The organism is Haloarcula marismortui ATCC 43049, assembly GCF_000011085.1.
GTDB classification, from domain to species: Archaea; Halobacteriota; Halobacteria; order Halobacteriales; family Haloarculaceae; genus Haloarcula; species Haloarcula marismortui.
This window is the reverse complement of record NC_006396.1, coordinates 2303880-2329179: the sequence shown is the minus strand read 5'-3', so window position 1 is coordinate 2329179 and position 25300 is coordinate 2303880. Positions and strand designations below refer to the sequence as shown.

30 protein-coding genes are annotated in these 25300 nt (G+C 65.0%); 15 read left to right on the top strand and 15 right to left on the bottom strand.

Going from position 1 to position 25300, the window contains the following annotated elements; all coding sequences use genetic code 11:
* Window positions 1-187: 187 nt before the first annotated feature.
* Window positions 188-1798, top strand: coding sequence for a methyl-accepting chemotaxis protein (locus tag RR_RS15705; protein WP_011224334.1), 1611 nt, complete (start codon window positions 188-190; stop codon window positions 1796-1798).
* Complete coding sequence (locus RR_RS15700) at window positions 1798-3141, top strand: ATP-binding protein (protein WP_011224333.1); 1344 nt, start codon at window positions 1798-1800, stop codon at window positions 3139-3141. Before RR_RS15705 ends, RR_RS15700 begins: the two co-directional genes overlap by 1 nt.
* 70 nt (window positions 3142-3211) lie before the next feature.
* On the opposite strand, the gene RR_RS15695 is transcribed toward RR_RS15700, so the two are convergent.
* The 6 genes from RR_RS15695 to RR_RS15670 all read right to left on the bottom strand — a co-directional run bounded on the left by RR_RS15695 (window position 3212) and on the right by RR_RS15670 (window position 8040).
* Window positions 3212-3694: a DUF7519 family protein gene (locus RR_RS15695; protein ID WP_011224332.1), complete on the bottom strand. Its 483-nt coding sequence runs from the start codon at window positions 3692-3694 to the stop codon at window positions 3212-3214.
* Window positions 3691-4947 (bottom strand): DUF58 domain-containing protein, encoded by a 1257-nt coding sequence (locus tag RR_RS15690; RefSeq protein ID WP_049939026.1) that lies wholly within the window; start codon window positions 4945-4947, stop codon window positions 3691-3693. The genes RR_RS15695 and RR_RS15690 overlap by 4 nt, the downstream gene beginning before the upstream one ends.
* The gene (locus RR_RS15685; RefSeq protein WP_049939025.1) at window positions 4944-5471 is read right to left on the bottom strand and encodes a DUF7269 family protein; all 528 of its coding nucleotides are present in this window, start codon (window positions 5469-5471) and stop codon (window positions 4944-4946) included. The genes RR_RS15690 and RR_RS15685 overlap by 4 nt, the downstream gene beginning before the upstream one ends.
* The gene (locus RR_RS15680; RefSeq protein ID WP_049939024.1) at window positions 5468-6181 is read right to left on the bottom strand and encodes a DUF4129 domain-containing protein; all 714 of its coding nucleotides are present in this window, start codon (window positions 6179-6181) and stop codon (window positions 5468-5470) included. The genes RR_RS15685 and RR_RS15680 overlap by 4 nt, the downstream gene beginning before the upstream one ends.
* A 103-nt stretch (window positions 6182-6284) precedes the next feature.
* Window positions 6285-7265: a porphobilinogen synthase gene (gene hemB / locus RR_RS15675; RefSeq protein ID WP_011224329.1), complete on the bottom strand. Its 981-nt coding sequence runs from the start codon at window positions 7263-7265 to the stop codon at window positions 6285-6287.
* A 46-nt stretch (window positions 7266-7311) separates the two neighbouring features.
* A complete protein-coding gene (locus RR_RS15670; protein ID WP_011224328.1) occupies window positions 7312-8040 on the bottom strand; it encodes a competence/damage-inducible protein A in 729 nt (242 codons plus the stop codon).
* A 179-nt stretch (window positions 8041-8219) separates the two neighbouring features.
* Between RR_RS15670 and RR_RS22500 the strand changes: the two genes are divergently transcribed.
* Together RR_RS22500 and RR_RS15665 are read left to right on the top strand one after the other, a co-directional pair.
* A complete protein-coding gene (locus RR_RS22500) occupies window positions 8220-8357 on the top strand; it encodes a hypothetical protein (protein WP_007189516.1) in 138 nt (45 codons plus the stop codon).
* Window positions 8358-8429: 72 nt separating this feature from the next.
* Window positions 8430-9179 (top strand): potassium channel family protein, encoded by a 750-nt coding sequence (locus RR_RS15665; protein ID WP_004959708.1) that lies wholly within the window; start codon window positions 8430-8432, stop codon window positions 9177-9179.
* A 1-nt stretch (window position 9180) separates the two neighbouring features.
* Here the strand turns inward: RR_RS15665 and RR_RS15660 are convergent, their stop codons facing one another.
* The gene (locus tag RR_RS15660; protein WP_011224327.1) at window positions 9181-11262 is read right to left on the bottom strand and encodes a (Fe-S)-binding protein; all 2082 of its coding nucleotides are present in this window, start codon (window positions 11260-11262) and stop codon (window positions 9181-9183) included.
* A gap of 144 nt (window positions 11263-11406) precedes the next feature.
* Here RR_RS15660 and RR_RS15655 point away from each other — a divergent pair, with 144 nt between their 5' ends.
* Window positions 11407-12027 carry a hypothetical protein gene (locus RR_RS15655; protein WP_011224326.1) on the top strand — a complete coding sequence of 207 codons (621 nt, stop codon included), beginning with the start codon at window positions 11407-11409 and terminating at the stop codon, window positions 12025-12027.
* A 116-nt stretch (window positions 12028-12143) separates the two neighbouring features.
* Complete coding sequence (locus RR_RS15650) at window positions 12144-12806, top strand: CRISPR-associated protein Cas4 (RefSeq protein WP_011224325.1); 663 nt, start codon at window positions 12144-12146, stop codon at window positions 12804-12806.
* A gap of 34 nt (window positions 12807-12840) precedes the next feature.
* On the opposite strand, the gene RR_RS15645 is transcribed toward RR_RS15650, so the two are convergent.
* The 3 genes from RR_RS15645 to RR_RS15635 are packed head-to-tail and all read right to left on the bottom strand — an operon-like array spanning window position 12841 to window position 14215.
* Window positions 12841-13425 (bottom strand): L-threonylcarbamoyladenylate synthase, encoded by a 585-nt coding sequence (locus RR_RS15645; protein WP_049939023.1) that lies wholly within the window; start codon window positions 13423-13425, stop codon window positions 12841-12843.
* A gap of 2 nt (window positions 13426-13427) precedes the next feature.
* On the bottom strand, window positions 13428-13937 hold the full coding sequence (locus RR_RS15640; protein ID WP_007189511.1) for a redoxin domain-containing protein: 510 nt from the start codon (window positions 13935-13937) through the stop codon (window positions 13428-13430).
* Entirely contained in the window at window positions 13937-14215 is a 279-nt protein-coding gene (locus tag RR_RS15635) for a glutaredoxin family protein (RefSeq protein WP_004959692.1), read from the bottom strand. The genes RR_RS15640 and RR_RS15635 overlap by 1 nt, the downstream gene beginning before the upstream one ends.
* Before the next feature lie 99 nt (window positions 14216-14314).
* Here RR_RS15635 and RR_RS15630 point away from each other — a divergent pair, with 99 nt between their 5' ends.
* Window positions 14315-15700, top strand: a complete 1386-nt coding sequence (locus RR_RS15630; protein WP_049939022.1) for a hemolysin family protein — start codon at window positions 14315-14317, stop codon at window positions 15698-15700.
* Window positions 15701-15750: 50 nt separating this feature from the next.
* The gene (locus RR_RS15625) at window positions 15751-16122 is read left to right on the top strand and encodes a cupin domain-containing protein (RefSeq protein ID WP_011224322.1); all 372 of its coding nucleotides are present in this window, start codon (window positions 15751-15753) and stop codon (window positions 16120-16122) included.
* Window positions 16123-16176: 54 nt separating this feature from the next.
* Here RR_RS15625 and RR_RS15620 read toward each other — a convergent pair whose 3' ends face one another.
* On the bottom strand, window positions 16177-16389 hold the full coding sequence (locus RR_RS15620) for a hypothetical protein (protein ID WP_004959683.1): 213 nt from the start codon (window positions 16387-16389) through the stop codon (window positions 16177-16179).
* A 115-nt stretch (window positions 16390-16504) separates the two neighbouring features.
* Here RR_RS15620 and RR_RS15615 point away from each other — a divergent pair, with 115 nt between their 5' ends.
* From RR_RS15615 to RR_RS15605, 3 genes are all read left to right on the top strand, one after another.
* The gene (locus RR_RS15615) at window positions 16505-16819 is read left to right on the top strand and encodes a hypothetical protein (RefSeq protein WP_004959681.1); all 315 of its coding nucleotides are present in this window, start codon (window positions 16505-16507) and stop codon (window positions 16817-16819) included.
* A 30-nt stretch (window positions 16820-16849) separates the two neighbouring features.
* On the top strand, window positions 16850-17263 hold the full coding sequence (locus tag RR_RS15610) for a hypothetical protein (RefSeq protein ID WP_004959678.1): 414 nt from the start codon (window positions 16850-16852) through the stop codon (window positions 17261-17263).
* 100 nt (window positions 17264-17363) lie between these two features.
* Window positions 17364-17570 (top strand): hypothetical protein, encoded by a 207-nt coding sequence (locus RR_RS15605; protein ID WP_004959675.1) that lies wholly within the window; start codon window positions 17364-17366, stop codon window positions 17568-17570.
* Here the strand turns inward: RR_RS15605 and RR_RS15600 are convergent.
* Window positions 17567-18868, bottom strand: coding sequence for a CobW family GTP-binding protein (locus RR_RS15600; RefSeq protein WP_011224319.1), 1302 nt, complete (start codon window positions 18866-18868; stop codon window positions 17567-17569). The genes RR_RS15605 and RR_RS15600 overlap by 4 nt on opposite strands.
* 145 nt (window positions 18869-19013) lie before the next feature.
* Between RR_RS15600 and RR_RS15595 the strand changes: the two genes are divergently transcribed.
* The 3 genes from RR_RS15595 (at window position 19014) to RR_RS15585 (ending at window position 22353) form a co-directional block, all read left to right on the top strand.
* Window positions 19014-19310, top strand: a complete 297-nt coding sequence (locus tag RR_RS15595) for a hypothetical protein (protein WP_004959670.1) — start codon at window positions 19014-19016, stop codon at window positions 19308-19310.
* Window positions 19310-20284, top strand: a complete 975-nt coding sequence (locus RR_RS15590) for an ArsA family ATPase (protein ID WP_049939021.1) — start codon at window positions 19310-19312, stop codon at window positions 20282-20284. Before RR_RS15595 ends, RR_RS15590 begins: the two co-directional genes overlap by 1 nt.
* A gap of 173 nt (window positions 20285-20457) precedes the next feature.
* Window positions 20458-22353: a carbon starvation CstA family protein gene (locus RR_RS15585; protein WP_011224317.1), complete on the top strand. Its 1896-nt coding sequence runs from the start codon at window positions 20458-20460 to the stop codon at window positions 22351-22353.
* A 42-nt stretch (window positions 22354-22395) separates the two neighbouring features.
* Here RR_RS15585 and RR_RS15580 read toward each other — a convergent pair whose 3' ends face one another.
* Both RR_RS15580 and RR_RS15575 read right to left on the bottom strand, forming a co-directional pair.
* Window positions 22396-22995, bottom strand: coding sequence for a DUF6517 family protein (locus RR_RS15580; RefSeq protein ID WP_011224316.1), 600 nt, complete (start codon window positions 22993-22995; stop codon window positions 22396-22398).
* Window positions 22992-23675, bottom strand: coding sequence for a hypothetical protein (locus RR_RS15575; RefSeq protein WP_011224315.1), 684 nt, complete (start codon window positions 23673-23675; stop codon window positions 22992-22994). The genes RR_RS15580 and RR_RS15575 overlap by 4 nt, the downstream gene beginning before the upstream one ends.
* 176 nt (window positions 23676-23851) lie before the next feature.
* Here RR_RS15575 and RR_RS15570 point away from each other — a divergent pair, with 176 nt between their 5' ends.
* Window positions 23852-24067, top strand: coding sequence for a hypothetical protein (locus tag RR_RS15570; protein ID WP_007189501.1), 216 nt, complete (start codon window positions 23852-23854; stop codon window positions 24065-24067).
* A 5-nt stretch (window positions 24068-24072) separates the two neighbouring features.
* Here the strand turns inward: RR_RS15570 and RR_RS15565 are convergent, their stop codons facing one another.
* Window positions 24073-25272, bottom strand: coding sequence for an inorganic phosphate transporter (locus tag RR_RS15565; RefSeq protein ID WP_004959653.1), 1200 nt, complete (start codon window positions 25270-25272; stop codon window positions 24073-24075).
* Window positions 25273-25300: the final 28 nt, after the last annotated feature.

Below are 25300 nucleotides of genomic sequence, written 5' to 3'. Positions count from 1 at the left end.
GGCCAAATAGGCCGTTTTTGCTTGCGCGCGCTCTCGGCTGGCGGGTGTTGCCAGCGACAACAGGGTTATGCCTCGTGACCACAGATTCAGATTTAGCATAAATGTCCGGAAAACAGTGGATAGTCGTGGCACAAAGCCTCGATAAACTATACACGACGGTTAGACCCCAGAGGGTATCTAGCTGATTATGGCTTCGGACCACTACCCATCCGTTCCGGACCAGTCGACGGCTGTGACAGAGGAACGGGCCGTCGCGAACGCACAGGGTGCACTGGATGTCGTTCAGGCGGCGTCGGTGACCGTCGGCGAGCAGCTCGCGGCGATCGACGACCGCGCGACGGCACAGGCGACCGACGCACAGTGGATCGCCGACGAGGTCTCATCGCTTTCGGCCACAATCGAAGAGATCGCTGCGACCGCGACCGAGGTCAGCGAGCAGAGCCAGCGGGCAACGGACGCGGCAAACGACGGACGGGAGGCCGCAGCCGACGCTATCGAGTCGATGGACGAGGTCCGTGAACTGGGTCAGGCGGTCGCCACAGAGGTGGCCGCCCTGCAGGACCGGGTCGACAGTATCGCCGATGCGCTGGCCGGCATCGACCGCATCGCCGACCAGACGAATATGCTCGCGCTGAACGCCTCGATAGAGGCGGCGCGGGCGGGCGATACCACCGACACAGACGGGTTCGCCGTCGTCGCCGACGAAATCAAGGGGCTCGCTGAGGAATCACAGCAGCAGGCCGAAGAAATCGATACGACCCTGACGGCGGTTCGAGAAGCGACAGACGACACCGTTGCCCAACTCGATGACGCTATCGACGGCATCGACACCGGGGCCGAGCAGGTCACCACGGCGATGGCACGCCTCGACGACGTAGCCGACACTGTTGCGGAAACGGCCGACGGCATTGCCTCCGTCTCGGCGGCGACCGACGAACAGGCGACGACAAGCGAAGCGGTCGCCCAGCGGTGTGAAACGGTGTCTGACCGCGCCGCTGCTATCGAAGACGACCTCTCTGAGATACGTGCCGCCCGCTCCGAGCAGACTGCGATGCTCGACGAGATTGACGACGTACTCGCCGCTGCAGAGGCCGACCGGCAGGACCGGCTGGCGGATGCGCCGACAGTCCCGACCGGTATCGACGGCCTCGACGACCTCTGTGGCGGCGGCCTCGTCATGGGTGGTCAGGCAGTGATCCGGTCCACCGACGAGACGCAGGTCGACGGCGCTGTTGCCCAACTGTGTGCGACGGCCGTCGCCGCCGGCCGGGCGGTCTCGCTGACGCCACCACCGTCCCTCGACCGGTCGACGCTTGCCGCTGCGTTCGCAGCAACCGACCACTCGCTCGAAGACGCGCTTGATGACGACGCCCTGTTCGTCCTCGATATGTTCGGACACTGGGACGCGCGGTACAACGTGTTCGACCTCGACCGGACTTCGCTCGGTGCTGCCAACGAGACGACGGCTGCCAGACGGGACGCCCCGCTGGTTATCGTCGGGAACATTCAGGGAGAAATACAGCAGATGGGTGAACAGGCCGCCAGAGAAGCCCGGTACGAAAACGACGACGGCGTCTTCGAACCCCACGACACAGTGGTCAACGTCATCGACGACGACGCGGTCCCGGCCACGCTCGCGGCGTTCTACTCGGGCGCTGCCGATCAGGAACTCGCGCTAACACAGACTGATGGTCGCGAGTATCTGACGCTTACCGCCTCGCCGCGTGGCACCGTGGGCGAGAAACAGCCAGTATCACAGCTTTCGGGCCCACCCTTCCTCCGAATCAGAGACAACTGATGTTCGGTCTCGATGACACTGGTCGGCTCACGTTTGCGACGAACGAGTTCGCTGCACTGCTCGACCGAACGCCTGACGAACTCGTCGGCACACCCGTCGAAGCGCTGGTCACAGCTGAGGACCGCGAGACACTGACGGCGACCAGACAGGCCGTCAGCAGTGCCTCGGACCGGATGACACGGACCTGCCAGGTCACACTCCCGCAAAGCGGCCGTTCTCGTCCGGTTACGCTCGAACTCGCGGCCACAGACGACGGCTCCGTCGTCGGCTCGCTCTGCCGAACGGCCGAGACGACCGACCCGTTCCAGTACCTGTTTGACCTCATCCAGGACGCGGTCGTCGGCTTCGAAATCGTCAATTTCGTTCCGATTGTCCGCACGGTCAACCCCGCGTTCGTCGACACCTTCGGCTACGACCGCGAGGAAATCGTCGGCGAACCGCTCAACGAGTACATCGTTCCCGGCGACCGCGTCGAAGAGGCGGTTAACTACGACCAGCGGACGGCCTCGGGCGAAATCAACTACGCCGTCGTCTCCCGGAAAACAGCCGACGGCTGCCGCGAGTTCATCTATCGTGGCGTTCCGTACGACACAGCTGATGGCCGTCGCTGCGGGTTCGCCATGTACACGGACGTCACAGACAGCCGGCGGCAAAAGCGCCGGCTCCGCGTTCTTCATCGCGTCCTGCGGCACAATCTCCGCAACGAACTCTCCGTCGTGTTCGGGATGTCCGAATACGCCCGCGCCAACGCAGCCGAGTCGGCTGTCTCGCTGGCTGCGTCTCGCGCCCTCGACGCGGCTGACCGCCTCGCCGCGGTCAGTGAAAAGGCCCGGTGCGTCGAAACCGCGCTTAATGGAGATTCAGACCAGCCGGTTGACGCGGCGGCACTGGCCCGGTCTGTCGCCGACAGTTACCGTCCTGACGCACCGGTCGAAACGGCACTCCCGAGCACACTCCCTGTCACTGGCGGGACAGCCGTCTACGACGCCGTTGACAACCTCGTCGAGAACGCGGTCGAACACACACCGCCGGACACAGCCGTCCGAATCACAGCCGAACAGGCCAACGGTGACGCGTTCGTCCGTGTGCTCGACGATGGCCCCGGTATTCCCGCCATCGAGCGGGCCGTCGTGTTCGATGACGAGGATATCACTAACCTCCAGCACGGGAGCGGACTCGGTATCTGGCTCGCTCGGTGGGTCGCCGAGGCGGCCGGCGGCGGCATCGAGTACGACCGAACCGACGGGTGGACGACCGTCTCACTTCGGCTTCCGCTGTCCGATGCCGATGACGTGCTGACGCTGGTTGATGCCCCGGAATCAGCGTCTGAACCAACGCGGTAGTCGCTGCGACGTTCTCAGAAGGACCCTGCTCAGTAGCCACAGCCGGCCGTGACCGAAACAGCCTCGGCCGCTATCGCCTGAGCGCCGCGGTCAGTGCAATCGCGCCCAGCACGACGCTTGCCAGCGCCAGCGGCGACAACGGCGGCACATCGAGCTGAAAGAGCAGCGTCGTCACCACGACGCTGCCCCCGACCAGCCCTGTCGTTCCTGCGACGTGGGTGAGTTCGACGGGCGTCCCGGGTGCCGTTCCGAGGTCCGCATAGAGGTCGATAGCCGCATGGGCAAACGTCCAGGCCAGCACCGTCGCACCGCCGGCGACCAGCACCGTCGTCGTCGTTGCCCCCTGAAGCGCGGCGACCAGCAGCGCCAGAAACAACAACGCGCTGGCGAGGTCGACCAGCCGCCCGGACTGAATCAGTTGCCCGCCGGCGAGCAGCACGACGCCGACGAGGGCGGCGGCAGTCGAGACGGCGCTGATGCCGGCGACGAACAGCGTCACGACGCTCGCCGCCAGCGCCGCACTCCCACAAACGACCCCAGTCCGGGTGCTCATTGGCCACCCCGCCGGACCCGTTCAGTGATTCGTTCCAGCGGCTCCGCCGCAGGCCAGTCGTGGACGGCGATGTCGGCGGCTCGCAGCCGACGGAGGCGTTCGCGGCGTTCGAGCCGCGCCAGCCGGTGGCCCGCCGTGTCCGTCGCGGTCGGGTCGGGACTCAGAACCGTCACCGGGTGGCCGGTGGCGGCGAGTCGGCGGACCAGCGCCTCGCTGTCATCGTCACACAGCGGGCCGAGGAAGACGATGTTCGCCGCCGTCGGCAGTTGTGCGATGAGCTTCGTCGTATCCGGTGTTCGGGTGACCGATGTCGCGGCGAACGCACGGTCGGTCCTGAGCAGGTCGCGGGCCTGTTGCTGGTGGGCGGCGCTCGTGCCCGGTGCGAGCCACGCGTCATGTGGCGAGTACGCCGCGACGCCGACCTCGTGGCCGTCCTCCGGGAGCCCCTCGACGAGCGCGACGGCGGCCATCGTCGACCGCTCGATTGCCGTCTCGGCGTCCGGACGCGGCGCGAGCGCGGCGGCTGCTCGGGCGTCGACGACCACGACCACCGTCGCCGACTGTTCGCGGCGGAACTCGACGGTCCGCAGGTCGCCGGTCCGGGCGTACTGGTTCCAGTCGACGCGCGAGAGCGGGTCGTTCGACCGGTGTTCCCTGACTGCATAGAAGGAGAGGCCCTCGCCGCCCTCGTCGACGGGGACGGTTCCGGGCCGGCGGGCCACCGCCGGAACCAGCGGGAGTAGGGCCGAACTGGCCGGCTGTTCCCAGGTGACCGTATCGGGTTCGGCCGTGACGCGCGTCCGACGGGCGACGACGCCGACCACGTCCCTGACGACGACCGTCGCCGGGTCGAACACGCAGCGGTCGGTTCCCCCGGTAATTTCGTAGGTGATTGTCGTCGACGCGCCGGGGCGTAGTGCCGCCCCAAGCGACGCCGACCCCTCGACTACACGCACGGAGTTGGGCACGCCGTCAGCGAGCCGGAGGTCCGGAATCGTCCGTGACCCGTTGTTGTGGACGGTGAGCGCGACAGTCACCCGCTCACCTAGCGCCGGCTCGGTCGGTGTGATGGACCGCTGTATAGATATGTCCGCTGCCGGCGGGACGGCGACGCGGTCGTACGCGCTCAGCGTGACGCCGAGCCCGCCCAGCAACACGAGCGCAGGGACCTGGCCCACCAGCCCGACGCCGACGGCGACCAGAGCGGCCCCGGCCAGCCCGAACCAACGGCCGGTGCGGTGGACCTCGCTCATCGCTCCTCGTCGCGCTGCCGGAGTTCGGCCGTCGCGTGGGCGACACGCCGCTGGAACGGATGAAAACCGGAGAGCCACCCGGACAGCCGCGCCCTGAGCGATATCGGTGTGCCGTCGAACAGCTTCCGGGCCTGTTCCCTGTCTGTCCATGTGCCCGAGCGTAGCGCCGTCTTCGCCGCCTCGGGCGAGAGGCCGTCACGCTGGAGGACGGTGACTGCGACCCCTTCGACGCGTTGCCGGATTGCCTCTTGTCCGGCCCCAGCACCAAGCGCCTCGTCAACATCGTCGCCGGGGACCGTGACGTACTGGCTGTCAGTGTCCGGGAGCGCCACGCCCCGGTCGCTGTCGAGGGAGCGAACGAGGAGCGCCAGCAGTGCGACACCGCCAGCGAAGACGGCGACCGCGAGTATCGGGAGGTCCGAGACAGCGCCCGAGGGCAACAGCGGCGCGCCGAGCGCGGCGAGGCCGAGGCCGATGGCTGTCGCGACGAGGCCGAGCGCCAGCGGAACCCGGCGCAGTGTCACGTGTTGGCCTCCCCTGCGGACTCGTTTGCGTCTTTGTTCTCAGAAGCCACGTCGTCGGGATTCGCCACGATGTCGTCCGTGTCGTCGGTCGCTCGTTCCAGCGCCTCGCGGGCCTGCGATTCCAGATCTGCGTCCGGCTGGTCTCGGCCGTAGCGAACCCGCTCGAACACCGACCTGAGCGAGGCGACAGCGTCGGGGTCGGCACCGGCAGCCGTCGCGTCCGCCTCGATGTCCTGTGGCGTCGAGGAACGGCGCTCCGGGGCCACTGCGTGTTCGAGGGCAGCCCACGCGCGGTACACGTCGTTTGTGAGCGGAATATCGATCTCGGCAGCGCTATGCGACGGCTGCCGCGCGGATTCCGCCGTTGCGACGGCCGGCGTCTCGCCGCCCGTTTCGTCGATTGTCCGGCTCTGGCCGGCCAGTCGCCAGAGTACTGCGAGCCCGACTGCGAGGCCGACGGCGAGCGCACCGACCGCCGGCGCGGGGACACTCGGCAGCAGCGCGCGAGCGCCGTTTTCGCTTTCGGGCGGGTCGATGCTACCCGGCGGGTCGCTGAGGCCCTGTCCGTCGGGGTCGTCGATCTCGCTGTCGTCACGGGTCATCTCCGCCTGGTCGGACCCGGTTGCAGCGTCGAGACTCGCAGCGCCGACGCTGAACGACAGCAGCGCAATCGCGGCGACAACCGCCACGAGGAGGGACTGTCGCTGCATACGCCCACTCCGCCCCTGGCACATGAATAGGTTAGGGACCTGTCGCTCGCCGGAACGCTCCACCAGCGCGGTTCAAACGGGGACACACGGGAAATAGCCCCGCTCAGAGTTCGTCGGCGAGGTCCTCTGCGAAGTAGGTCAGAATCAGGTCTGCACCGGCCCGCTTGATGGACAGCAGCGACTCATAGGCGACCGCTTCGAGGTCGAGCCAGCCCTTCTCGGCGGCGGCGTGTAACATGGCGTATTCACCGGAGACGTTATAGGCGGCAACGGGGTGGTCGTAGGACTCCCGGACCTCCTTGACGATATCCAGATACGGCAGAGCGGGCTTGACCATCAGCACGTCTGCGCCCTGCTCGACGTCGAGGTCGACCTCGCGGCTGGCCTCGCGTGCGTTTGCGGGGTCCATCTGGTAGTGCCGCCGGTCGCCGAAGGCCGGCGCGCCGTCCGCGGCGTCCCGGAACGGGCCGTAGAAAGCCGACTCGTACTTCGCGGCGTAGCTCATGATAGCCACGTCGTCAAAGCCATCGGCATCGAGAGCCGTCCGAATCGCGCCGACCATACCGTCTATCATGCCCGAGGGCGCGACCATGTCGGCTCCGGCCGCGGCGTGGCTCGCGGCGATTTTCCCCAGCAGGTCGAGTGTCTCGTCGTTGCGAACCGTCAGCCGCGGGTTCTCGGCAGCGCCATCTTCGAGAACGCCACAGTGGCCGTGGTCGGTGTACTCACAGAGGCACACGTCGGTGATGACGTAGGCGTCGGTTTCACCGGAAATCCGGCGGGTCGCCTCCTGCACGACACCGTCCTCAGCCCAGGCACGGCTCCCGCGTTCGTCCTTCGACTCCGGGATACCGAACAGCATCACCGCTTCGACGCCGGTTTCGAGGACCTCCTCGACGCGATCGACCGCCTCCTCGATAGGGACGCGCTCGTGGCCCGGCATCGTCTCGATGGGGACGCGCTCGTCGGTCGTCGCGTCGACGAACACCGGCGCGATGAGGTCCGACGCTGTAAGCTCCGTTTCACGCACCAGCGGTCGCACGCCGTCGGTTCGCAGTCGGCGCGGGCGCTGTGTCAGGTTCATACTGCCAGTTCAGTCCGTGGCCGGCATGAACCCACCGCTTACCGACCTACTCCGTCTCGATTCGATCGCGGAGCCAGGCCGCCGCGTCGGCGACGGTCGCCGGGTCGTCGCCGGTAATCTTCACCCGTCCCGGCGCGTCGTCCTTGCGCGGATAGCTTCCGACAGCTACCTCGAACTGCTCGCGGGCCGCCGTGATGTGGGTCACCAGCGCCCCTTCAGGTGCAGGCGTGTGAATCGTCTCTGTCGTCCGGTCGCCGTCGAACTCGTCGGCGATGGTCTCGTACATCGCTTTCAGCTCTTCAGGGATGCCCGGCAGGACGTACACGCGGTCGATGACACAGCCGGCGGCGAAGCTCTCGTCGGTCAGCAGTGCCTGCCCACCTTCGGGAACCGACGCCCACGCGTCAAGGTCAAGGTCCATGTCGTAGCGGTCCACCATCTTGGGGTTATCGTCGGCAAAGCGCTCGGCCTTTGCTTCGAGATGTGCCCGTACGTCGTCGGGCACGACGAGGTCGCGGCCGAACGCCCGCGCCACGGCGGCCTTCGTGATGTCGTCGGGGGTCCCGCCGATGCCCCCAGTGACGATGACCGCGTCGAAGGCGTCGTGATACCGCGCCACGGCGTCGGCGATAACCGCCTCGTCGTCAGGAATCGTCAGAACCCGGGTGACGCTTGCACCGGCAGCGGTAAGCTGGCGGCCCAGCCACGACGCGTTCGTGTTCTCCGTGTCGCCAGCGAGCAGTTCGTCACCGACCGTGAGCAGTGCGACCTCCATTATCTCGCTGTGAGAGTCTGGTGGCGTTAAGCGTTTGGCTGGCTTGCAGTGACAGGTTGGGTATCCGATGCGACCACCAGTCTCGCACCTGGATACATATTGATGGTATATTATGCCATTATATTTGGTCTAGCCATATTCCGGCAACATACATATGGCAGCTCCGCTGACTGTTTAACATGGTACTTGTCACCAATTGTGCTGACTGCGTCAAACGGGTCTACCCGAACCGGAACCACGTGCCGAACACGGACCGCGGCGATGTCGCGTCCGCCGCGGAGCCACACACAACTCCCGCCGAGACGCTGACAGACTGACCTCGGCGGCGAACCACGCCAGCGTCGGTTTCGGCGGCGCTGTGCCGCGACCTTCGGTAGACAGCTACAGCAATGGAACGCAGCGACAGCAGTGCAGACACGGACCGGTCGTTGCTCCGGCAACTCTTGAAACCGGTTCTCGCGTTCGTCGGGCTGGTCGTCGCCGGCGTGGCCGGTTTTGTCACGTTTGGCGGGGTCGGCGTCGTCAACGCGCTGTTCTGGCTGCTCGACCCCACGAGCATCGAACTCCACTTTCAGAGCCACGACGGGCCCGCGAGGCTGGTCAAGGGCTACGCCATCGTAGTGCTTACTGGTCTCGTCGTCGCCGGGCTGTGGACCGGCGAAACAGCGCTGTCGGCGGCCTTCGGCGGCCAGATTCAGACGGAACTCACACGCATGCAAATCGCACAGCGAATCAAGGAACTGGACGACCACGTCGTCGTCTGTGGCTACGGGACGTTCGGACAGACCGTCGCGGAGCAGATAGACGACACGGATACCCGAGTGGTCGTCATCGAACAGCAGATGGAACAGTACGAACGGGCGCTTGACGACGGCCACCTCGCGCTGGAGGCCGACGCGAGCCGCGAGGACGCGCTGACAGATGCGGGTGTCAAGCGAGCCGATACGGTTATCGGCGCAATAGATGATACGAACGCGAATATCCAGATAGCGGTGCTGGCGAGCCAGCTCGCGCCCACGGTCCACCTCATCGTTCGAGCCGGCGACCGGCAGGACGAGACCGTGGCCCGTCGCGTCGGGGCCGACGAGGTCATAATCCCCGAGGTTGTGAGCGGGAAACAGGTCTGTGAACGGCTGTAACTCAGCTCTCGCTGACGGCCTCAGCCAGCAGTTCTGTGACGCCGACGATTTCGAGGTCCTCCTCGTAGCCGCCGGTTTTGCGCCCGTCCTCGTACATCGTCATGCACATCGGGCAGGCGACGACGAACTTCTCGACGGCCGCGCCCGCTTCGGTGTCTTCGAGGGCCTCGCGCAGGCGTTCCTCGCTGGGTTTCGTCTCTTCTTCGAGGTCCATCCAGAGACCGCCGCCGCCACCGCCACAACAGAAGGAGTCGTCCCTGTTCCGGGGCATCTCGTGGAGGTCAGCGCCGGTGGCGCGGATGAGGTCCCGCGGGGCCTCGAACTCGCCGTTGTACCGCCCGAGGTGGCAGGGGTCGTGGTAGGTGACGGTGTAGTCGAGTTCGGTCCCGGCGAGGCCGAGCGCGCCGGCACTGGCGAGGTCGGCGACGACCTGCGTGTAGTGGAACACGTCGTCTTCGCCCCACTCGCAGGCCTCGAACTCGGGGTACTCGTTCATGAACGTGTTGTAGGCGTGGGGGTCCGTCGTGACGATGGACTCGAACTCACAGTCCAGAATCGCCTCGGCGTTGTCCTCGACGAGCATCTCGTAGAGGCCCTCCTCGCCGACGCGGCGCACGTCGTTGCCGTCGGTCTGTTCGGCCTCGTAGAGGATGCCATAATCAACGTCGGCGGCCTCGAAGACGCGAGCCAGCGCCTGCGCGATTTTCTGGTTTCGCTCATCGTAGCTGGGGTAGTCGCCGACGTACCAGATGTATTCGACCGGTTCGTCGCGAGCGTCCGGCACCTCGAAGTCGAGGTCCTCAGTCCAGTCCGGCCGGGCGCGCTCGGGGTCGCCGAAGGTGTTGCCGTGCTGGAACACGTTCATCATCGCGTCCTGCACGTGTTCATCCATCTCGCCGGCCTCGGTGAGCCGACGGTTCATCTCGGTGAACTGCGTGACGTGTTCGATGTCGACCGGACAGGCGTCCATACAGGCCATACAGGACATGCAGGACTCCATCGTGTGAGCATCGATGACCGAAGTCCCGCCGTCGGCGATGATCGGCACGTCCTCGCCGCCGGCGTCACGCTCTTCGCGGTAGCGTTTCAGGTCCAGAATGACGTTTCGCGGGTCCAGCGGCCGCCCGGAGGCTTTCGCCGGACAGACCGACGAACACCGGCCACACTTGGTGCAGGCGTCGTGGTCGAGCAACTGTTTCCAGGAGAAGTCGTCGATGTCGCTGGGGCCAATCTCCTCGGGACTCGCGTCGCTTGGCACGCCGGGCAGTCGCACCCCGGCCTTCTCATCGCGGGCGACAAGGTTGGCAAAGGACGAGAGCATGTGGAACGGCTTCGCGTAGGGTATCCAGGCGACGAACCACAGCGCAACGAGCGAGTGGCTCCACCAGACAAAGGGGTACGCACCCGCTGCCATCTCCGGTGTCATCCCGGCCATGACGAGCACTTCTTTGACTGACCAGCCGACGAAGCTCACCGTCTCGAAGGAGACATCTCGGACCGTCGAGGTCCCGAGAATCCGAACGCCTTCAGTGAGGTAGCCGCCGACACCCAGCACGAACAACGAGCCGAGAAACAGGTCATCCTCGCGGGACGTGTGGCGGTCGTGGAGGCGGTCTAGCTTGCGGCCGTAGCGTCGCCACAGCGCGACACCGACGCCGACGACGAACAGCAGCCCCATCGCGTCCATGACAAACGAATAGGAGAGGTAGAACCGGCCGACGAAGAAGGACTCACCGGTCAGCGGCCGATAGAAGTCGATATCGATACCCAGAATCGTCGTTCCGATGAGCAGCGTCAGAAAGCCCCAGACGATGAACGCGTGCATCACGCCAGCGACGGTGTCGCGGTCCAACTGCTTCCGATTTGACAGCGCTAACTGCGCCGCCGCAACCGTCCGCTGGGGCAGTTCGTCCAGTCGCTCAAATGGGTCCTCGCTGCCCTTGGCATAGCGGGTGACGCGGTTGTACACACCGTACAGAAAGACGATGACAGCAAGCGCTGCCAGATAGTAAAACAGCGCCTTCCCCACGTCGCCGATACGCCAGAACGTCGGGCGCGTGGTCGTCTGGAGTATAGATGACATACGCTAACACGTGCTTCGTGTCCGCTTAAATCTTGCCACGCCCCGGTGCGGTCCTGCGGGAATTAGGAAACTGTTGAAAGTTTTCGCTGCGTCACGTTGTCCATCCGACAGATATATCCCTCCCGAGAAGTAGTTTCATGTTCGATGGACGAGAAGACCGAAGAACTCCGTGACATCTTCATGGACGTCTCCGGCGAGGAAGCTGTGACGGAGTCTCAGGAGGCGTCAAGAGGGTCTCTAGCCGATACTGACGAGGCCAGTGTCACGGACCGACTCGGTGATGTCGTCGCGCGGATGCGTGAGCGGTATGAGTTCCAGACCGAACTCGCTGATGAGGATCTGGTGACAGTGGTCCGACTGTTCTATGAGGGGAGCGACGAGGAGACTATCGCGGCCGAAATCGGCACGGACGAGTCTGCTGTGGTCGAGGGCCGACTTGACTTGCATCTCCTCCGTGACGAGGACACAGAGGCACCGTTTGACCTGCCCGAGTTCCGCCGTCGTGTCGCCGACGACGACCCGTCCGTCACCGAACTTGCAGCCGAGTTCGATATCGACGAGTCCCGGGCCGCCCACTACCGGCGCGTCGTTGCCGCACAGGACGCCGCCCGCCGTGTCTCCCACCGGTTTCAGAGCCAGTTCGAGGACGTACTCACCGACGCTGGCCTATCAACACAGCACGCCGCTGGCCTCCGTGATGACGGCCTCGACGAGGCCACTGAAGACATCGATTCGCTTGACTCCGGCGCTGACGTGTCGATGTGACCCTCGGATACCTTTTGTAGTCGTTTCCAGTCGTGGCAGGGGTAGCCAACTGCGCAGTTGTTTCAACGGCGGCGGCCGCCGAACCTTCTTGTGGGAGAACACGACCACGTAGGCTCATGTCGACCCACACGTTCAGGGAACTGGAAACGGCTGCCTACTGCCCGCGGAAGCTCTACTACCGCCGCCGCGACGGCGCAAGCGAGATTCCCGACGAAATCGAGTCGGTTCGCCGACTCGCCCGAGAGTACGAGCGGTTGCTGACCGACGACGCCGCCCTGCTGGAAGCCCCCATCGAAGTGGGACCCGACGAGTACCGCGACCGACTCAGAGGGCTTCGAGAGCGGCTGGTTAACTGGGACGGGCTGGTCGCCCCGACAGCGACCGACGCGTATCTCGAAGGGAAGGACGCCCGCGGTATCGCACACAAGGTCGTCGCCGGGCAGGACGGTCCGGCGCCGTCGCTCGTGTTCGCCGGTCGGCCGCCCGAGGACGGTGTCTGGGAGCCCCAGACCGTGCGGTTGGTCGCCGCCGCGAAGGCGCTCTCCTGGGAGCGCGAGCGTGATATCGACATCGCCTACGCGGAGTATCCGGCGTACGGCGTAATCCGACGTATCGACGTGAACGCACGGCGGACCGGCGTCTACCGTCGCGCGGTCAGAACCGCCGACAGCATCGACGGGCCGCCGGGGCGGGTGCGAAACGACGCCAAGTGCAAGCCCTGTGAGTTCAGCGATGACTGCGGGGTGAAAACGCGGTCGCTACGGTCAATGCTACGCTAAGGCGGACAGCCACCCGGACAGTTCCGGGCGGATATCAGCTCCGGTCGTTGAGCCACGACTTGACGGCGTCGGCGCGTGCGCCGCGGCGATGAATCGTCCCGCTGTCGACGTTCACGACCGTCGAACCGGTCCCGCCGTCGGTCTCGCCGGCGTCAAGTACGACAGCAGCGCGCTCGCGGATCGCGTCGAGGTCGTCGACGGTGCGAACGCTTGGATTCCCGGATATGTTAGCGCTCGTTGCCGTGAGCGGCCCGGTTTCAGCGAGTAGTTCCAGCGCGAGGTCGTGGTCGGGGACCCGGACCCCGACGCGGTCCTGGCCAGCGACCAGTACGTCCGGGACGACGTCGCGGCGCTCCACGACGACGGTGACCGGGCCGGGGAGGAACTCCCGCATGAACGCCAGTTCACGGTCGCTCAGGCGCGTGTACTCGCGTGCGGATTCGATATCGGGGACGGCCAGCGACACCGGCTTGTCGCGCTCGCGGCCCTTCGCGTCGAACACCCGTTCGACAGCGGCAGCGTCGAGTGCGTCCGCACCGAGACCGTACACTGTCTCCGTGGGATAGACGACCAGCTTTCTGTCACGGACCGCTGCCGCGGCGTCGTCGACTGTCGCCATCGTTAGAGCTGGGCTTCGACGTCGTCGTAGTCCGGGAAGTCGGGCCATTCCTGGGCCACCCACGCGTACTCAATGGTCCGGTCGCTATCGAGGACGAACACCGACGGGCGCGGCTCCTCGATACCGGCCATCCCGTCGAGGGCCATGTCGATGCTGTACTGCTGTGCGACACCGTTGGCGGGGTCCGAGAACAGCCGGTAGTCTCCCTCTATTTCTCGCTCTTTGAGCAACTGCTTGTGCTCGTATGGTGTCGAGATGGAGATGCCGACGACGGTGGCCTGCTCGTGCCACGCGCGGTCACGGATCTCGTTCCAGATGTACGTCGCCGGGAACGCGCCGTCCATCGCGTGGAACACGAGGACGACCCGGTCGCTGTCGGCACACACCGACGCGAGCGATTCGTCCTCCCAGAACTCGTCGTTGACGAGTGGGCGTGTGAAATCCGGCGCGGTGTCGCCTTCCTCGGGGTGGTCGACCGGGTCGAGGTCGACGATATCGAAATCAAGGTCCATCAGGCCGCACCCCCTGCCGTCTCCTCGCCTTCGCCGTACGTCCGCTCCAGATACGCGACGATGTTCGCGCTCTCGGACATCGTGACGCCAGTGCTCTCGTCGACGATGGCTGGGACGGTCCGCTTGCCGGACAGCCGCTTGACCACGTCGCGGTCGGCGTGCATCGGCTCGACGAACCGCGACTGGTAATCGAGACCGTATTCGTTCAGCTTCCGGACGACGCGCTCGCAGAAGGGACACGCCTGCAGCCGGTACAGCGTGATGTCGGACTCGCTCATACTCTGCGCGGCGATACGCGCGAAAGCCGGGTAAGGGCTTCGCTGGCGCCCCCCGCCATGACAAGTCTTAATCCCCGCCCATTACAACTTCGACCGTTGATGGCCCTGGATCCACCTGCGCCGTTTGAGCTGTCTACAGCGACGTTGCAGGCTATCGAATACGCCGGCGTCACGATCCCCGAAACCGTGGTGCTGGCCGGTGGTACTGCCGTTATCGTCTTCCTCATCGTCCTGTCGGCGTTCTTCTCGTCCTCGGAGATTGCCATGTTCTCGTTGCCGGCACACCGGACAGAAGCCCTCGTCGAGGATGGCGTTCCGGGCGCGAAGACGCTCAAGCAACTCAAGGCGGACCCGCACCGCCTGCTCGTGACGATTCTCGTCGGGAACAACCTCGTCAACATTGCGATGTCCTCTATCGCGACCGGGCTGCTGGCCCTCTATCTCTCCCAGGGGCAAGCCGTCGCGGTCGCGACGTTCGGCATTACCGCCATCGTGCTCCTGTTTGGCGAAAGCGCGCCAAAGAGCTACGCGGTTGAGAACACCGAATCCTGGGCGCTGCGCATCTCTAAGCCGCTCAAGGCCGCCGAGAAGGTGCTGCTTCCGCTTATCCTCCTGTTCGACTACCTCACTCGCGTCGTCAACAAGATAACCGGGGGCCGCTCCGCCATCGAGACCTCCTACGTCACCCGCGAGGAGATACAGGACATCATCGAGACCGGCGAGCGCGAGGGCGTCCTCGACGAGGACGAGCGCGAAATGCTCCAGCGTACCCTCCGATTTAACGACACCATCGTCAAGGAAGTAATGACCCCGCGGCTGGACATGACCGCCGTCGCTAAGGACAACACCGTCGAGGAGGCCCTGGAGACGTGTATCCAGAGCGGCCATGCCCGTATCCCCGTTTACGAGGGCAGTCTGGACAACGTCATCGGCGTCATCCACATCCGCGACCTCGTTCGGGACCTCAATTACGGCGAGGCGCTGGCCCGCGACATGGATCTTGAAGACCTCATCGAGCCGACGCTGCACGTCCCCGAGTCGAAGAACGTCGACGACCTGCTGACCGAGATGCGGGCCGAACGCCTGCACATGGTCATCGTCATCGACGAGTTCGGGACCACTGAGGGGCTGGTGACGATGGAGGACCTGACCGAGGAGATTGTCGGCGAGATACTCGAAGGCGAGGAGGAAGAGCCGATCGAGTACGTCGACGACGACACGGTCACGGTCAAAGGCGAGGTCAACATCGAGGAGGTCAACGAAGCGCTGGATCTAGACCTACCTGAAGGCGAGGAGTTTGAGACCATCGCCGGCTTTATTTTCAACCGGGCGGGGCGACTGGTCGAGGAAGGCGAGACTATCACCTACGACGGCGTCGAGATCCGCGTCGAACAGGTCGAGAACACGCGCATCATGAAGGCTCGCGTCGTCCGCCTCCAAACCGACGAGACAGAGCCGGTCGACGCCGAAGAAGCCTCGGACTGAGCACTTGCGGGAGCAGTCGTTTTACGTCGGTCGCTGTTGACAGGGATGACATGGGTTATCACCACCTCGCGGTCGACGACATCGAACCGACACCGGACCGACCGAGCATCCAGCGGTCGATAAGTGATGCAGCTGATCTGGAAAATGCGGCCGTGAATCTTTATAAGGTCGCCCCCGGCGAGAACATTCCGCTCGCGTACCACTACCATGACAATCAGGAAGAACTGTTCTACGTCCTTTCCGGAACGCTGGCTGTCGAGACGCCCGAGAAGACCTACGAAGTTGATGAAGACGAGGCGTTCGTCGTCGAACCGGACAGCCCCCAGCGGGCGCACAACCCTGAGTCGGCGACCGAGCCAGTACGGACGCTCGTCGTCGGCGCACCTGCGGTAGACGACGTGCACCCGTACGACCCCGAGTAAGCCGAGTGTCGCGGTCGTACTGCAGAACCGCTACTGGAGCGTGGCGCAGGCCCGCTACTGAAGTGTGATGGCGTAGGTCAGCGCGAACAGCAGTATCGCGCCGGTCGCGACGTTGATAGCCGTGAGCTCTGCCGCACCGATGACGCTCAGCCCCCAGACGAGAGTGGCCGAAAACACCGTCGAGAGCACGACGTTCATCGCGATAAGTACCCGCGGGTCGCCCTGTGACCCGCTTGCCCCCTCCTCGAACCCGTTCGCGTCGCTCATGCCCACGAACACGGACGGGACGCCCCTTAGCTCTTTGGCAGTCCCCGGTGCTTCGTTCTCTGGCCGGGCGCGGCCAAGTCGCGCAACTAAACACATTCGAAGCCTAACACGACGCATGAACGTTCGAAATCGCCATGGGGACCCGGTCGACCCGGTCCCATTTCTCGTCTGCACCGCAACGGCGGTGATGCTACTGTTTTCTGTCGGTCCGCTGTACGGCCTCGCCTACGGGCTTCCCGTCTGGGCCGGTCTGACCGTTTCGACAGCCGGGACCGTCGCCGTGGCCGCCGTCGCGTACCACCGCTTGGTGTGGACGGCCCCGCCGCCATCGGTACGGATAGCGCCGGAGCTTCGTTTTCAACGCCTCATCTACATTGGCGTCGGCTTCGCCGTTCTGCTGGTGGCTGTCTCGGCCCCGCTGGCCCTGTGATTTACCACCCCGGTACGCATGTGGACTGGTATGCGCGAGGTCGAACGCTCTCGGTTCGTGATGGCACGGCCGCCGGCTGTCCACCGCACGCTCTCGCCGGAGGCGGTCGTGGCGGCGGAGGGGACGTTCACAGTGACGGCTGTCGAGGAAACGGAGACGGGAACGCTCGTCACCGCCGCTGGCCCGGGGATGTCAGTCCCCCTGCGCTTCGAGTCGCACGACGACGGGCTCCGGTACACCGCTGAGGGCGAGGTCGGCCCGTTCGACCATCTGGAGACCCGGATTACCGTCGTGCCGGAGGAAAACGGCTCTCGGGTCACGATGCGGTCGACCGTTTCGCTGAATCTGCCACTCCCCTTTGCCGACCGCATCGCCGCCTGGAAGCGCGGCAACGAAATAGAGCGAGCTATCGAGGAACTGGCGGCGGATGTGCCCGGAGGCTGAATCGGCCGATACCGCTACTGTCCGGCCGGGTTGTCGATGCCCGTGAGACGACCGCGCACAACCACGGCACGTTTAGTAGCCTCAATGTACATATACAACCATGAGCATCCTCGACAGCGTCAAGGAGGCACTCACGTCACAGCCGGACGCGAAGTCCCGCCCTGACGATGGGTCGAAGGGGGCGTACTGGTGTGACGACTGCGGCGTTCGCATCAGAGATGTCGACTTAGACGGCGAGCCGGTCTGTCCGGACTGTGGCGAGGAGATGCGCTTTGAGCGCTCGGCAGGCCGTGACTGCGCCTGCTAGGGGCTCCGAATCACCGCCTCCTCGCCCTGCTCCGCCGGGAACGGTCCAGTGAGTGACTCACTCTCCGTCCATTCTTCGTCTGTCACCAGCGCGTCGTCCAGTGCCGTCCGAAGGGCGCTTTCGTCGTAGTCCGTCCCGATGAACACCAGCTCCGTCCGGCGATCGCCATGCTCGTCGTGCCAGTCAAGCTCTGGTCGGTTCGAGCGGTACATATCCTGCTCGACTTCGGGGAGACTCGCAATCCATGGTCCCTGTGCTTCCGCCCGTATCGAAGGACCGGCCTGGCCGATGACGACCCGTCGCTCGCTGCCCGCCAGCCAGACGGTCCCCTTCGAACGGACGACGCCCGACGGCAGGTCCTGCAGTACCTCGGCGAGCCGGTCGGGGTGGAACGGCCGGCGGCGGCGGTAGGTGAAGGACGTGACCCCGTACACCTCCTCGGGATGGTGGTGGTCGTCGTGTCCGTGGCCAGTGTCGCCTTCGTGGGCATCGGTTTCGTGGCTGTCGCCGCCGTGGTCGTGACTGCCTTCACCGTGACCGTGCCCGCTTTCGGCCAGCGCTCGCTTCCAGCCCGGCAGGTCGCTGATTTCGGTCTGGTCGAACAGTGCGCGGTCGAACAGCCGGTCGGGGTCAACCTGTGAGAAGGTCGTTCGGATGGTCTCGGCGTCGGGCTGGAGCGCCCGCACCAGTTCCTCGGCTTCGTCCATTTCCTCGTCCGTACAGAGGTCCGTTTTGTTCAGCACGACGAGGTTCGAGAGTTCGACCTGTTCGACCATGAGGTCCGAAAGCGGGCGGTCGGCTCCGTCGGCTTCTGTGTCGTCGCCGTCTCCATCGGCACTCGCTTCGCCGCTTCCGCGGCGTTCCGGCGTCTCGCCGGCGAACGAGTCGAGAAACAGCCGGGTGTCGAGTACCGTCACGAGCGTGTCGACGCGATAGAGCGCCGCCACGCGCGATTCGGTTGTGAACAGCCGCGCGACGGGCGCTGGCTCGGAGATGCCAGAGGACTCGACGACCAGCGCGTCGAAGTCACGGTCGTCCGCCAGCCGGACGACTGCGGTTTCGAGGTCGTCCTGCAGTTCACAGCAGATACAGCCGTTCGACAGCTCCGCGACCCCGTCGTCGACGTCGAGTTCGGACCCCTCGGCGATGAGTTCCGCGTCGACGTTTACCGTCCCCATGTCGTTGACGAGGACGGCGATGTCGCGGTCACCGGCCTCAGTCAGCAGATGGTTCAGTAGCGTCGTCTTCCCGGCCCCGAGGCTTCCGGAGAGAATCGTGACGGGAATTGTGTCGCGCATACCTCCCGTTGTGGGCCGCCTCCCTTCAAATCGCGCCTCGTTTCCGGGAGCCGAACACGACCGCTGTCCCGCCAGAGCGCGTGGGCACTATCGACGGGTAACTGCGACAGCTTTTACTCCGTGCCTCTCGCACACATGACCCACGATGGAACTGGCCGACCGAATCGAGCGCTTTCGCCGGACGCTACGGGAATGGGCCCGCGGACTGTACCACGGCATGATAACGCACCCGGCCTACGAGAAAATCGAGAAAGAGGCCGAGGACATCGAGGACGCGTTCATGCTGGCCTGTTTCCCCGACGCCTTCGGCATCCCGTCGCCGGTGTCGTACTACACCGCCGAACTGCTGCCGTACCTCGAAGACACCTTCGAGGCCTGGGAGCGGCGGCTGTGGGACAGAGGCTCGTACATCGAACGCAAAGGCCAGCAGTACCACTTCTGATGGAGCCGTTCGTCTTCTTCGGCGGGAAGGGCGGGGTCGGCAAGACCACCGTCTCCTGTGCCTACGGCGTCAAATCCGCACGGTCGGGCCTCGACACGCTCGTCGTCTCAACGGACCCGGCCCACTCCGTCTCGGACGTGTTTGACCAGCAGTTTGGCGACGAGCCGGCTGCCGTCGAAGGTATCGACGGCCTTGACGCGATGGAGATCGACCCCGAAACCGAGACTCAGCGCCACCTCGACGGCATCCGCAACGACCTCTCCGAGCAGGTGTCGGCAGCGATGGTCAACGAAATCAACCAGCAGCTAGAGATGGCCCACCAGACGCCGGGGGCCTACGAGTCGGCGCTGTTCGACCGCTTCGTCGACGTGATGCGCAACGCCGACCCGTACGACCGGGTCGTCTTCGACACCTCGCCGACTGGCAGCACCCTTCGACTGCTCGGCCTGCCGGAGTTCCTCGAAGGATGGATCGACCGGCTGATGCACAAACGCGAAAAGAGCATCGACCTCTTCGAGAAGGCCGCCATCGGCAACAACGAGCCCCGGCGCGTGATGGACGGCGACCCGGTGCTCGCCCGCCTGCAGGACCGAAAGGAGTTCTTCGAGTTCGCCAGCGGCGCGCTGGAGGCCGACGCCGCCTTCTTCCTCGTGCTCAACCCCGACCAGCTCTCGGTCAACGAGACGCGGCGCGCCATCGCCGAGATGCGGGAGCGTGACCTCTCGGTTCGTGGCCTCGTCGCCAACAAACTCACGCCCGAGCCGGACCCCGACGAGGACGGCCGCGGGGCCCGGTATCTCCGAGACCGCGTCGCGACTGAGAACGAACGGCTACAGGAGGTCCGAGAGACGCTCGACCCGCCGCTGGTCGCGGAAATCACAACCCGCACGGCGGAGGTGAAAGGCGACCTGCTCGACGACGTCGCCGCCGAACTCGACGTCGAGACGGATGCCGAGATGCCGACGTTCGTCTGAAACACCGACCGCCGCTTATGTGCGGGCCGCGCATAACCGATAAGTAATCGGATATTAGATTTTCGCTGACAGTCGAAGCTGTGTGACCGAGCGGATTCTGACGGACTTGAGAAGTATAAGAAATATATAATAACTATTAATAGCTTGATGTTGGTTACCATTCATGCACACACATGACACAGGTAATCTGGATCGTCCTGGCAGTACTGGTGACGTTCAGCGTGGGGTATCTGGGGTATTCGAAGTACCTCGCGCGGTTCCTCGAACTCGACGACGACAACGAGACACCGGCGCACAAGTACGAAGACGGGCAAGAATACGTCCCGTCGAAGAAACCGGTGTTGCTGGGTCACCACTACTCCAGTATCGCGGGTGGGGCACCGATTGTCGGACCGATTACGGCGGGCGCTGTGTGGGGGTGGGTTCCCGCACTCCTGTGGATTGCCATCGGTAACCCGCTGATGGGGAGCGTCCACGACTTCGTCTCGCTGTCGGGGTCGCTCAGACACGAGGGGAAGTCAATCGGCTACATTATTGGTGAGTACATCGGGGAAGGGGGCAAGAACATGCTGCTGTGGTTCGCGTTCCTGACCATCATCCTCGTCGTCGCGGTGTTCGCGCTGGTGGTCGCCATCGTGTTCGACGCGTTCCCACAGGTGACGACCGCGAGCTTCGTTTACATCGTACTGGCGCTGGTGTTTGGCGTGTATCTCTACCAGTTGAACGGACCGTTCCTCCCGGGAACAGTTCTGTTCGTCGCTGGTGTGTTCGCCGGCGTGTACGTGGGAATTCTGAACCCCGTTGCGCTGTTCCCGGCCGTCGGCGAGACGAGCTACCCCGCAGGCACGCTCGTGCTCGCGGACGTGCTGAACCTCGGCACTGGACAGTGGATTCCCGGGTCGTCTGCGACGGCGATGAACCCCAACCGTGCGGCGTGGGTGCCGATAATCATGGTGTACGCGGGCATTGCGAGCGCGCTCCCGGTGTGGGTGCTGCTCCAGCCGCGTGACTACCTCTCGTCGTTCCTGCTGTACGCCGGCGTCGGCGGTTCGCTGGTGGCTGTCATCGTCGGCACGATTTTCGGCACGGCTGCCACCGAGACCGGCTCGCTGGTCATCGCGGACTCGATGGGTGCATTCAACGGCTTCTGGGGTGTCGAGGGCGCGGGCCTCGCACCGCTGTTCCCGCTGCTGTTCATTACCATCGCCTGCGGGACGATCAGTGGCTTCCACTCGCTGGTGTCCTCTGGGACGACAGCCAAGCAGCTGAACAAGGAGACCGACGCCCGCCTCATCGGGTACGGTGGGATGCTCGGCGAGGGACTGCTGGCCGCCGTCGCACTGTCGACGCTCGCCGTGGCCGGCTTCGCTGATCCCGCCGGCGGTATCGGTGCTGCGTTGCCGAACTTCGCGACGGGTGGCGGCATCATCTTCACCAGTCTCGGCATCCCCCAGACCTTCGGCGCACCGTTCATGGCGCTCGTATTGGTGAGTTTCCTGCTGACCTCCACGGACACGGCCGTCCGACTCGGCCGGTACATGATGGAGGAGATCGTCGGGCTCCGGGCGGGCGAAACGGCTTCCGGATTCAACGTCGGCGGCGGCATCCGTTCGACCCTCGGCGAAATCGGGCGCGGCCGCTACACGAACCCGCTCGTGCAGGCCATCCCGGCCTATCTGATGGTTATCTCCGGCGAGTGGCTCACGCTCTGGGCCCTGTTCGGCGGTGCGAACCAGCTGCTCGCGGCGCTGGCGCTGCTGACCGCGACTGTCTGGCTCGCGAACTGGGACGACAACAAGCAGCTGTACTCCACGGGCGTGCCGATGGCCATCATGACGACTATCACTATTCTGGGGCTGTCTTGGCTGGCGTTCTACAGCAACCTCTACCAGAACCTCATTCAGGGCGGTGCCGAGGGGACTGCGGCCATCGCGTCCTCGACCGTCCAGATGGTACTGGCGCTGGTCCTCATCGGCCTCGCGCTGGCCCTCGTGAAGAAAGGGTACGACAACATCAGCACGGTCCGTGACCGTGGGCCCGCCAGCGCGGTCGAACCAGGCGACGACTGAACCGCGACTCCGTTTCCGTTTTTTTACTGTCGACAGCGACAGTTACGCGTCCCGCGTGACCGCGCCGAACGGCGGCGCGGCGTCATCCGAGATAGTCGCTATCGCCGTCACTGAATCCTCGCCGGCACGGACGCGAATTCGCGCGAGCTTTCGCTCGGTCCCGTTGAGCGTTGCCGTCGCTGTCGTCCGCGTCGTTTCGGTCCCGAGAAGCGTCTCTGAGCCGCGTTTGCGCCACTCCGAAACAGTGTCCACGTCGGTATCCATCGCAAGCGAAACGACCCGGGTGCTGTCCACCGCCGTCAGCGGGTCACGGACGACTTCGGGCTGGTCGACGACTCGCACGGCTGGGGCCGTCAGGAGCCCGAACTGCTCCCCGTTTGCGGACTGGTACACGCGCTGGAACACCGTCGCGATCACGTCTTGCCGCGACGTTAGTTCCACGTCCCCAGAAAAGTCGACGGTCACCGTCGTCTCGATGGTGCGGTTATCTTCGGCAACGAGCGAGTAGCCGCTGGACTCGGGGAGCACTGCCGGCGCGGCCGCGCTGGCTTCGATGGGCTCGCGCTCCTCCGGCAGGACGCCACAGCCGGCCAGCGTCGCCGCACAGCCGACGACGAAGCCACGCCGGGTCGGGAGCGTCATTTCCAGAACCGCTTGGCGAGCCGCGACAGCACTCCTTCCTCGGGCTGGGTCACGTCCTCCCAGAGAACGAACGCCTCGACCACGTCGGCGGCTTCGCCGGCGACGGCAACCTGTTCGTCCGGCACCACGACGCCCAGATTGACCTCGTAGTGGCCGTAGTAGCCGTACTTCAACAGCGTCCGCTCGCGCTGACCCTCGACGAACGACCGAACCTCGTCGGGTATCTCGTCGGCGACGAGGACGAACGTGAAGTCCGTTCGGTAGTGCTCCTCGTTGCCCGACACACGCTCGTCAGCAAGGTCGTGACCCAGTTCGACCAGTCGCTTCAGTTCGCCGACTGTCGGCCGGTCGACGCGACGGGCGTAGAGGTACTCCTCGGATTCGTGGTCACCGTAGGACAGCGCCGGGTGGAAGAACTGTTTCTGATTGAGAACCCGCATCTCGCCGTAGAGGTCCCAGCGCTCGCCCCGGAGCCGGTGGTCCCGCTCCAGCGTGTAATTGTACATCAGGCGGTCGCCCACCCGGTCGAAGTAGGGGTCATCTGTCCAGTGTGGGACTTTCTCGACGATTTCGTCGGGAAGCTCCGATTTTGGGACTGCACCAGTCATGGGGTCTTCCCAGCTCTCCGCGCCATAGTCAGTCGGGTCCTCACCCGACATGGACTCGGATTCCTCGCTCATCGTCGTGAGTCACGTAGGTGTTCAGTTCGTACTGGTCCCCCGCCGCGGTAGGTCATACCATGGCGATGCCGTGTCGGGGTCTTAAGGGCGTCGGTCAGCCGACGGTCGTCCACGGGCCGTACACGACCGCCGCGGCAGGTTTTTGACGCTGGCCTCCAAATTAATCACTAACAATCATGGCGAAAGACACTGAGGCCTGTGGCCGGTGTTCGATGAGTGTCGTCGTCGACGCCGTCGACGAGAACGAGGGCGAAAAACCCCACGACCCCTTCGGCGACGACCGAATCGAGGTCGACCAGCAGGACATTGAGCGCGTCTCGCCTGAGGTCTGGATGGGCCGGCTCTCGACCCGCATTGACGAGGCCGTCAGTCGCTACGTCTGGGGTCGCTGACCGGGTCAGAGTGCCGCGTCGATAATCCAGAAGAGCCCGTAGCTTAGCGCAAACGCCAGCGCCAGCGACCCGATCCAGGCAAGCACCGTTTTCCCCATCTTCTCCCGACTGACTTCGCCACCGCCGGCGGCTGCGCCAGAGCCGACGATAGCCGAGACGATAATCTCGTTGAACGACACCGGAATGCCGAAGAAAACGGCCGCCTGCGCGATGATGAAGCTCGGAATCAACGCGCCGATGGAGCGCCGCGGCCCGAGCGAGGAGTAGTCCTGTGCCAGCGCTTTGATCATCCGCGGCGCGCCCGTCCAGGACCCGACGAGGAGGCCGAGGCCGCCGAACAACAGAACGCCGGTGATGGGGATGGCCGCCGTCGGCCCCTCGCCGAGCAGGGGCACCAGCGGTCCCAGCGCCAGGCCGACCTGGCTCCCGCCAGCGGAGAAGGCCACGAGCCCGCCCATCACCAGCAGGAAGTGCCGCTGCCCGGCGGCCGCGTCCGCTCTGATATCTAGATACAGCAGTCCCCCCGCGAGCACCCCGATAAGGAGCGTCACGACGACCATCGACGGGAAGATCGGTGTCCCGGCCGCTCTTGCGACGGCGCGGGCCACAGAGGCCTGCTCGCTACCCGGTGCCAGCAGCACGAACTCGATGTTCGCCAAGATCACACCGACCAGCCCGCCCAGCAGCGGCACGAGCCGTTCCTCGGTCGTGGCCTCGTGCCGGAGCGACCACGCCGTCCCGAAGGCGATACCCCCGCCGACGAAGGGCGTGAGGACCCACAGCGAGACAATTTCGATGTACTTTGCTGTCGCCGGCTGGCCGCCCATCGCCAGCCCGACGCCGACCACTGCGCCGGTGACGGTAAACGCTGTCGCGATGGGGTAGCCGGTGAAAATACCGACGGCGACCAGCACCGCCGCAGTGAGGAGGGCGACGATAGCGGCAATAGCCGACAGGCCGCCGCCGCTCGGGAACAGCACGAGCTCGCTCCCGACGGCTTCTGTGACGTTGGCTCCCTGCAGGATCGCGCCGGCCAGCCCGAGGATGCCGACAAAGAACCCGGCCCGCATCACCGAGATCGCGTTCGCCCCGACGGCCGGCGCGAACGGTGTGGACCCGGACGACCCAGCACCGATGGCCCAGGCCATAAACAGACTCGCGGCTGACGCGATAACAAGCGTCGCAATCGTACTCGTCGCGACCATCTGTCACGGCGTTTGCCCCGCCCTGCAA

Bases quoted from the DNA above. Each gene is read 5' to 3' on its own strand.
- RR_RS15705 (WP_011224334.1), top strand. From the start codon at position 188: ATGGCTTCGGACCACTACCCATCCGTTCCGGACCAGTCGACGGCTGTG.
- RR_RS15700 (WP_011224333.1), top strand. From the start codon at position 1,798: ATGTTCGGTCTCGATGACACTGGTCGGCTCACGTTTGCGACGAACGAG.
- RR_RS15695 (WP_011224332.1), bottom strand. From the start codon at position 3,694: ATGAGCACCCGGACTGGGGTCGTTTGTGGGAGTGCGGCGCTGGCGGCG.
- RR_RS15690 (WP_049939026.1), bottom strand. From the start codon at position 4,947: ATGAGCGAGGTCCACCGCACCGGCCGTTGGTTCGGGCTGGCCGGGGCC.
- RR_RS15680 (WP_049939024.1), bottom strand. From the start codon at position 6,181: ATGCAGCGACAGTCCCTCCTCGTGGCGGTTGTCGCCGCGATTGCGCTG.
- hemB (WP_011224329.1), bottom strand. From the start codon at position 7,265: ATGAACCTGACACAGCGCCCGCGCCGACTGCGAACCGACGGCGTGCGA.
- RR_RS15670 (WP_011224328.1), bottom strand. From the start codon at position 8,040: ATGGAGGTCGCACTGCTCACGGTCGGTGACGAACTGCTCGCTGGCGAC.
- RR_RS22500 (WP_007189516.1), top strand. From the start codon at position 8,220: ATGGTACTTGTCACCAATTGTGCTGACTGCGTCAAACGGGTCTACCCG.
- RR_RS15665 (WP_004959708.1), top strand. From the start codon at position 8,430: ATGGAACGCAGCGACAGCAGTGCAGACACGGACCGGTCGTTGCTCCGG.
- RR_RS15660 (WP_011224327.1), bottom strand. From the start codon at position 11,262: ATGTCATCTATACTCCAGACGACCACGCGCCCGACGTTCTGGCGTATC.
- RR_RS15655 (WP_011224326.1), top strand. From the start codon at position 11,407: ATGGACGAGAAGACCGAAGAACTCCGTGACATCTTCATGGACGTCTCC.
- RR_RS15650 (WP_011224325.1), top strand. From the start codon at position 12,144: ATGTCGACCCACACGTTCAGGGAACTGGAAACGGCTGCCTACTGCCCG.
- RR_RS15645 (WP_049939023.1), bottom strand. From the start codon at position 13,425: ATGGCGACAGTCGACGACGCCGCGGCAGCGGTCCGTGACAGAAAGCTG.
- RR_RS15640 (WP_007189511.1), bottom strand. From the start codon at position 13,937: ATGGACCTTGATTTCGATATCGTCGACCTCGACCCGGTCGACCACCCC.
- RR_RS15635 (WP_004959692.1), bottom strand. From the start codon at position 14,215: ATGAGCGAGTCCGACATCACGCTGTACCGGCTGCAGGCGTGTCCCTTC.
- RR_RS15630 (WP_049939022.1), top strand. From the start codon at position 14,315: ATGGCCCTGGATCCACCTGCGCCGTTTGAGCTGTCTACAGCGACGTTG.
- RR_RS15625 (WP_011224322.1), top strand. From the start codon at position 15,751: ATGGGTTATCACCACCTCGCGGTCGACGACATCGAACCGACACCGGAC.
- RR_RS15620 (WP_004959683.1), bottom strand. From the start codon at position 16,389: ATGAGCGACGCGAACGGGTTCGAGGAGGGGGCAAGCGGGTCACAGGGC.
- RR_RS15615 (WP_004959681.1), top strand. From the start codon at position 16,505: ATGAACGTTCGAAATCGCCATGGGGACCCGGTCGACCCGGTCCCATTT.
- RR_RS15610 (WP_004959678.1), top strand. From the start codon at position 16,850: ATGCGCGAGGTCGAACGCTCTCGGTTCGTGATGGCACGGCCGCCGGCT.
- RR_RS15605 (WP_004959675.1), top strand. From the start codon at position 17,364: ATGAGCATCCTCGACAGCGTCAAGGAGGCACTCACGTCACAGCCGGAC.
- RR_RS15600 (WP_011224319.1), bottom strand. From the start codon at position 18,868: ATGCGCGACACAATTCCCGTCACGATTCTCTCCGGAAGCCTCGGGGCC.
- RR_RS15595 (WP_004959670.1), top strand. From the start codon at position 19,014: ATGGAACTGGCCGACCGAATCGAGCGCTTTCGCCGGACGCTACGGGAA.
- RR_RS15590 (WP_049939021.1), top strand. From the start codon at position 19,310: ATGGAGCCGTTCGTCTTCTTCGGCGGGAAGGGCGGGGTCGGCAAGACC.
- RR_RS15585 (WP_011224317.1), top strand. From the start codon at position 20,458: ATGACACAGGTAATCTGGATCGTCCTGGCAGTACTGGTGACGTTCAGC.
- RR_RS15580 (WP_011224316.1), bottom strand. From the start codon at position 22,995: ATGACGCTCCCGACCCGGCGTGGCTTCGTCGTCGGCTGTGCGGCGACG.
- RR_RS15575 (WP_011224315.1), bottom strand. From the start codon at position 23,675: ATGAGCGAGGAATCCGAGTCCATGTCGGGTGAGGACCCGACTGACTAT.
- RR_RS15570 (WP_007189501.1), top strand. From the start codon at position 23,852: ATGGCGAAAGACACTGAGGCCTGTGGCCGGTGTTCGATGAGTGTCGTC.
- RR_RS15565 (WP_004959653.1), bottom strand. From the start codon at position 25,272: ATGGTCGCGACGAGTACGATTGCGACGCTTGTTATCGCGTCAGCCGCG.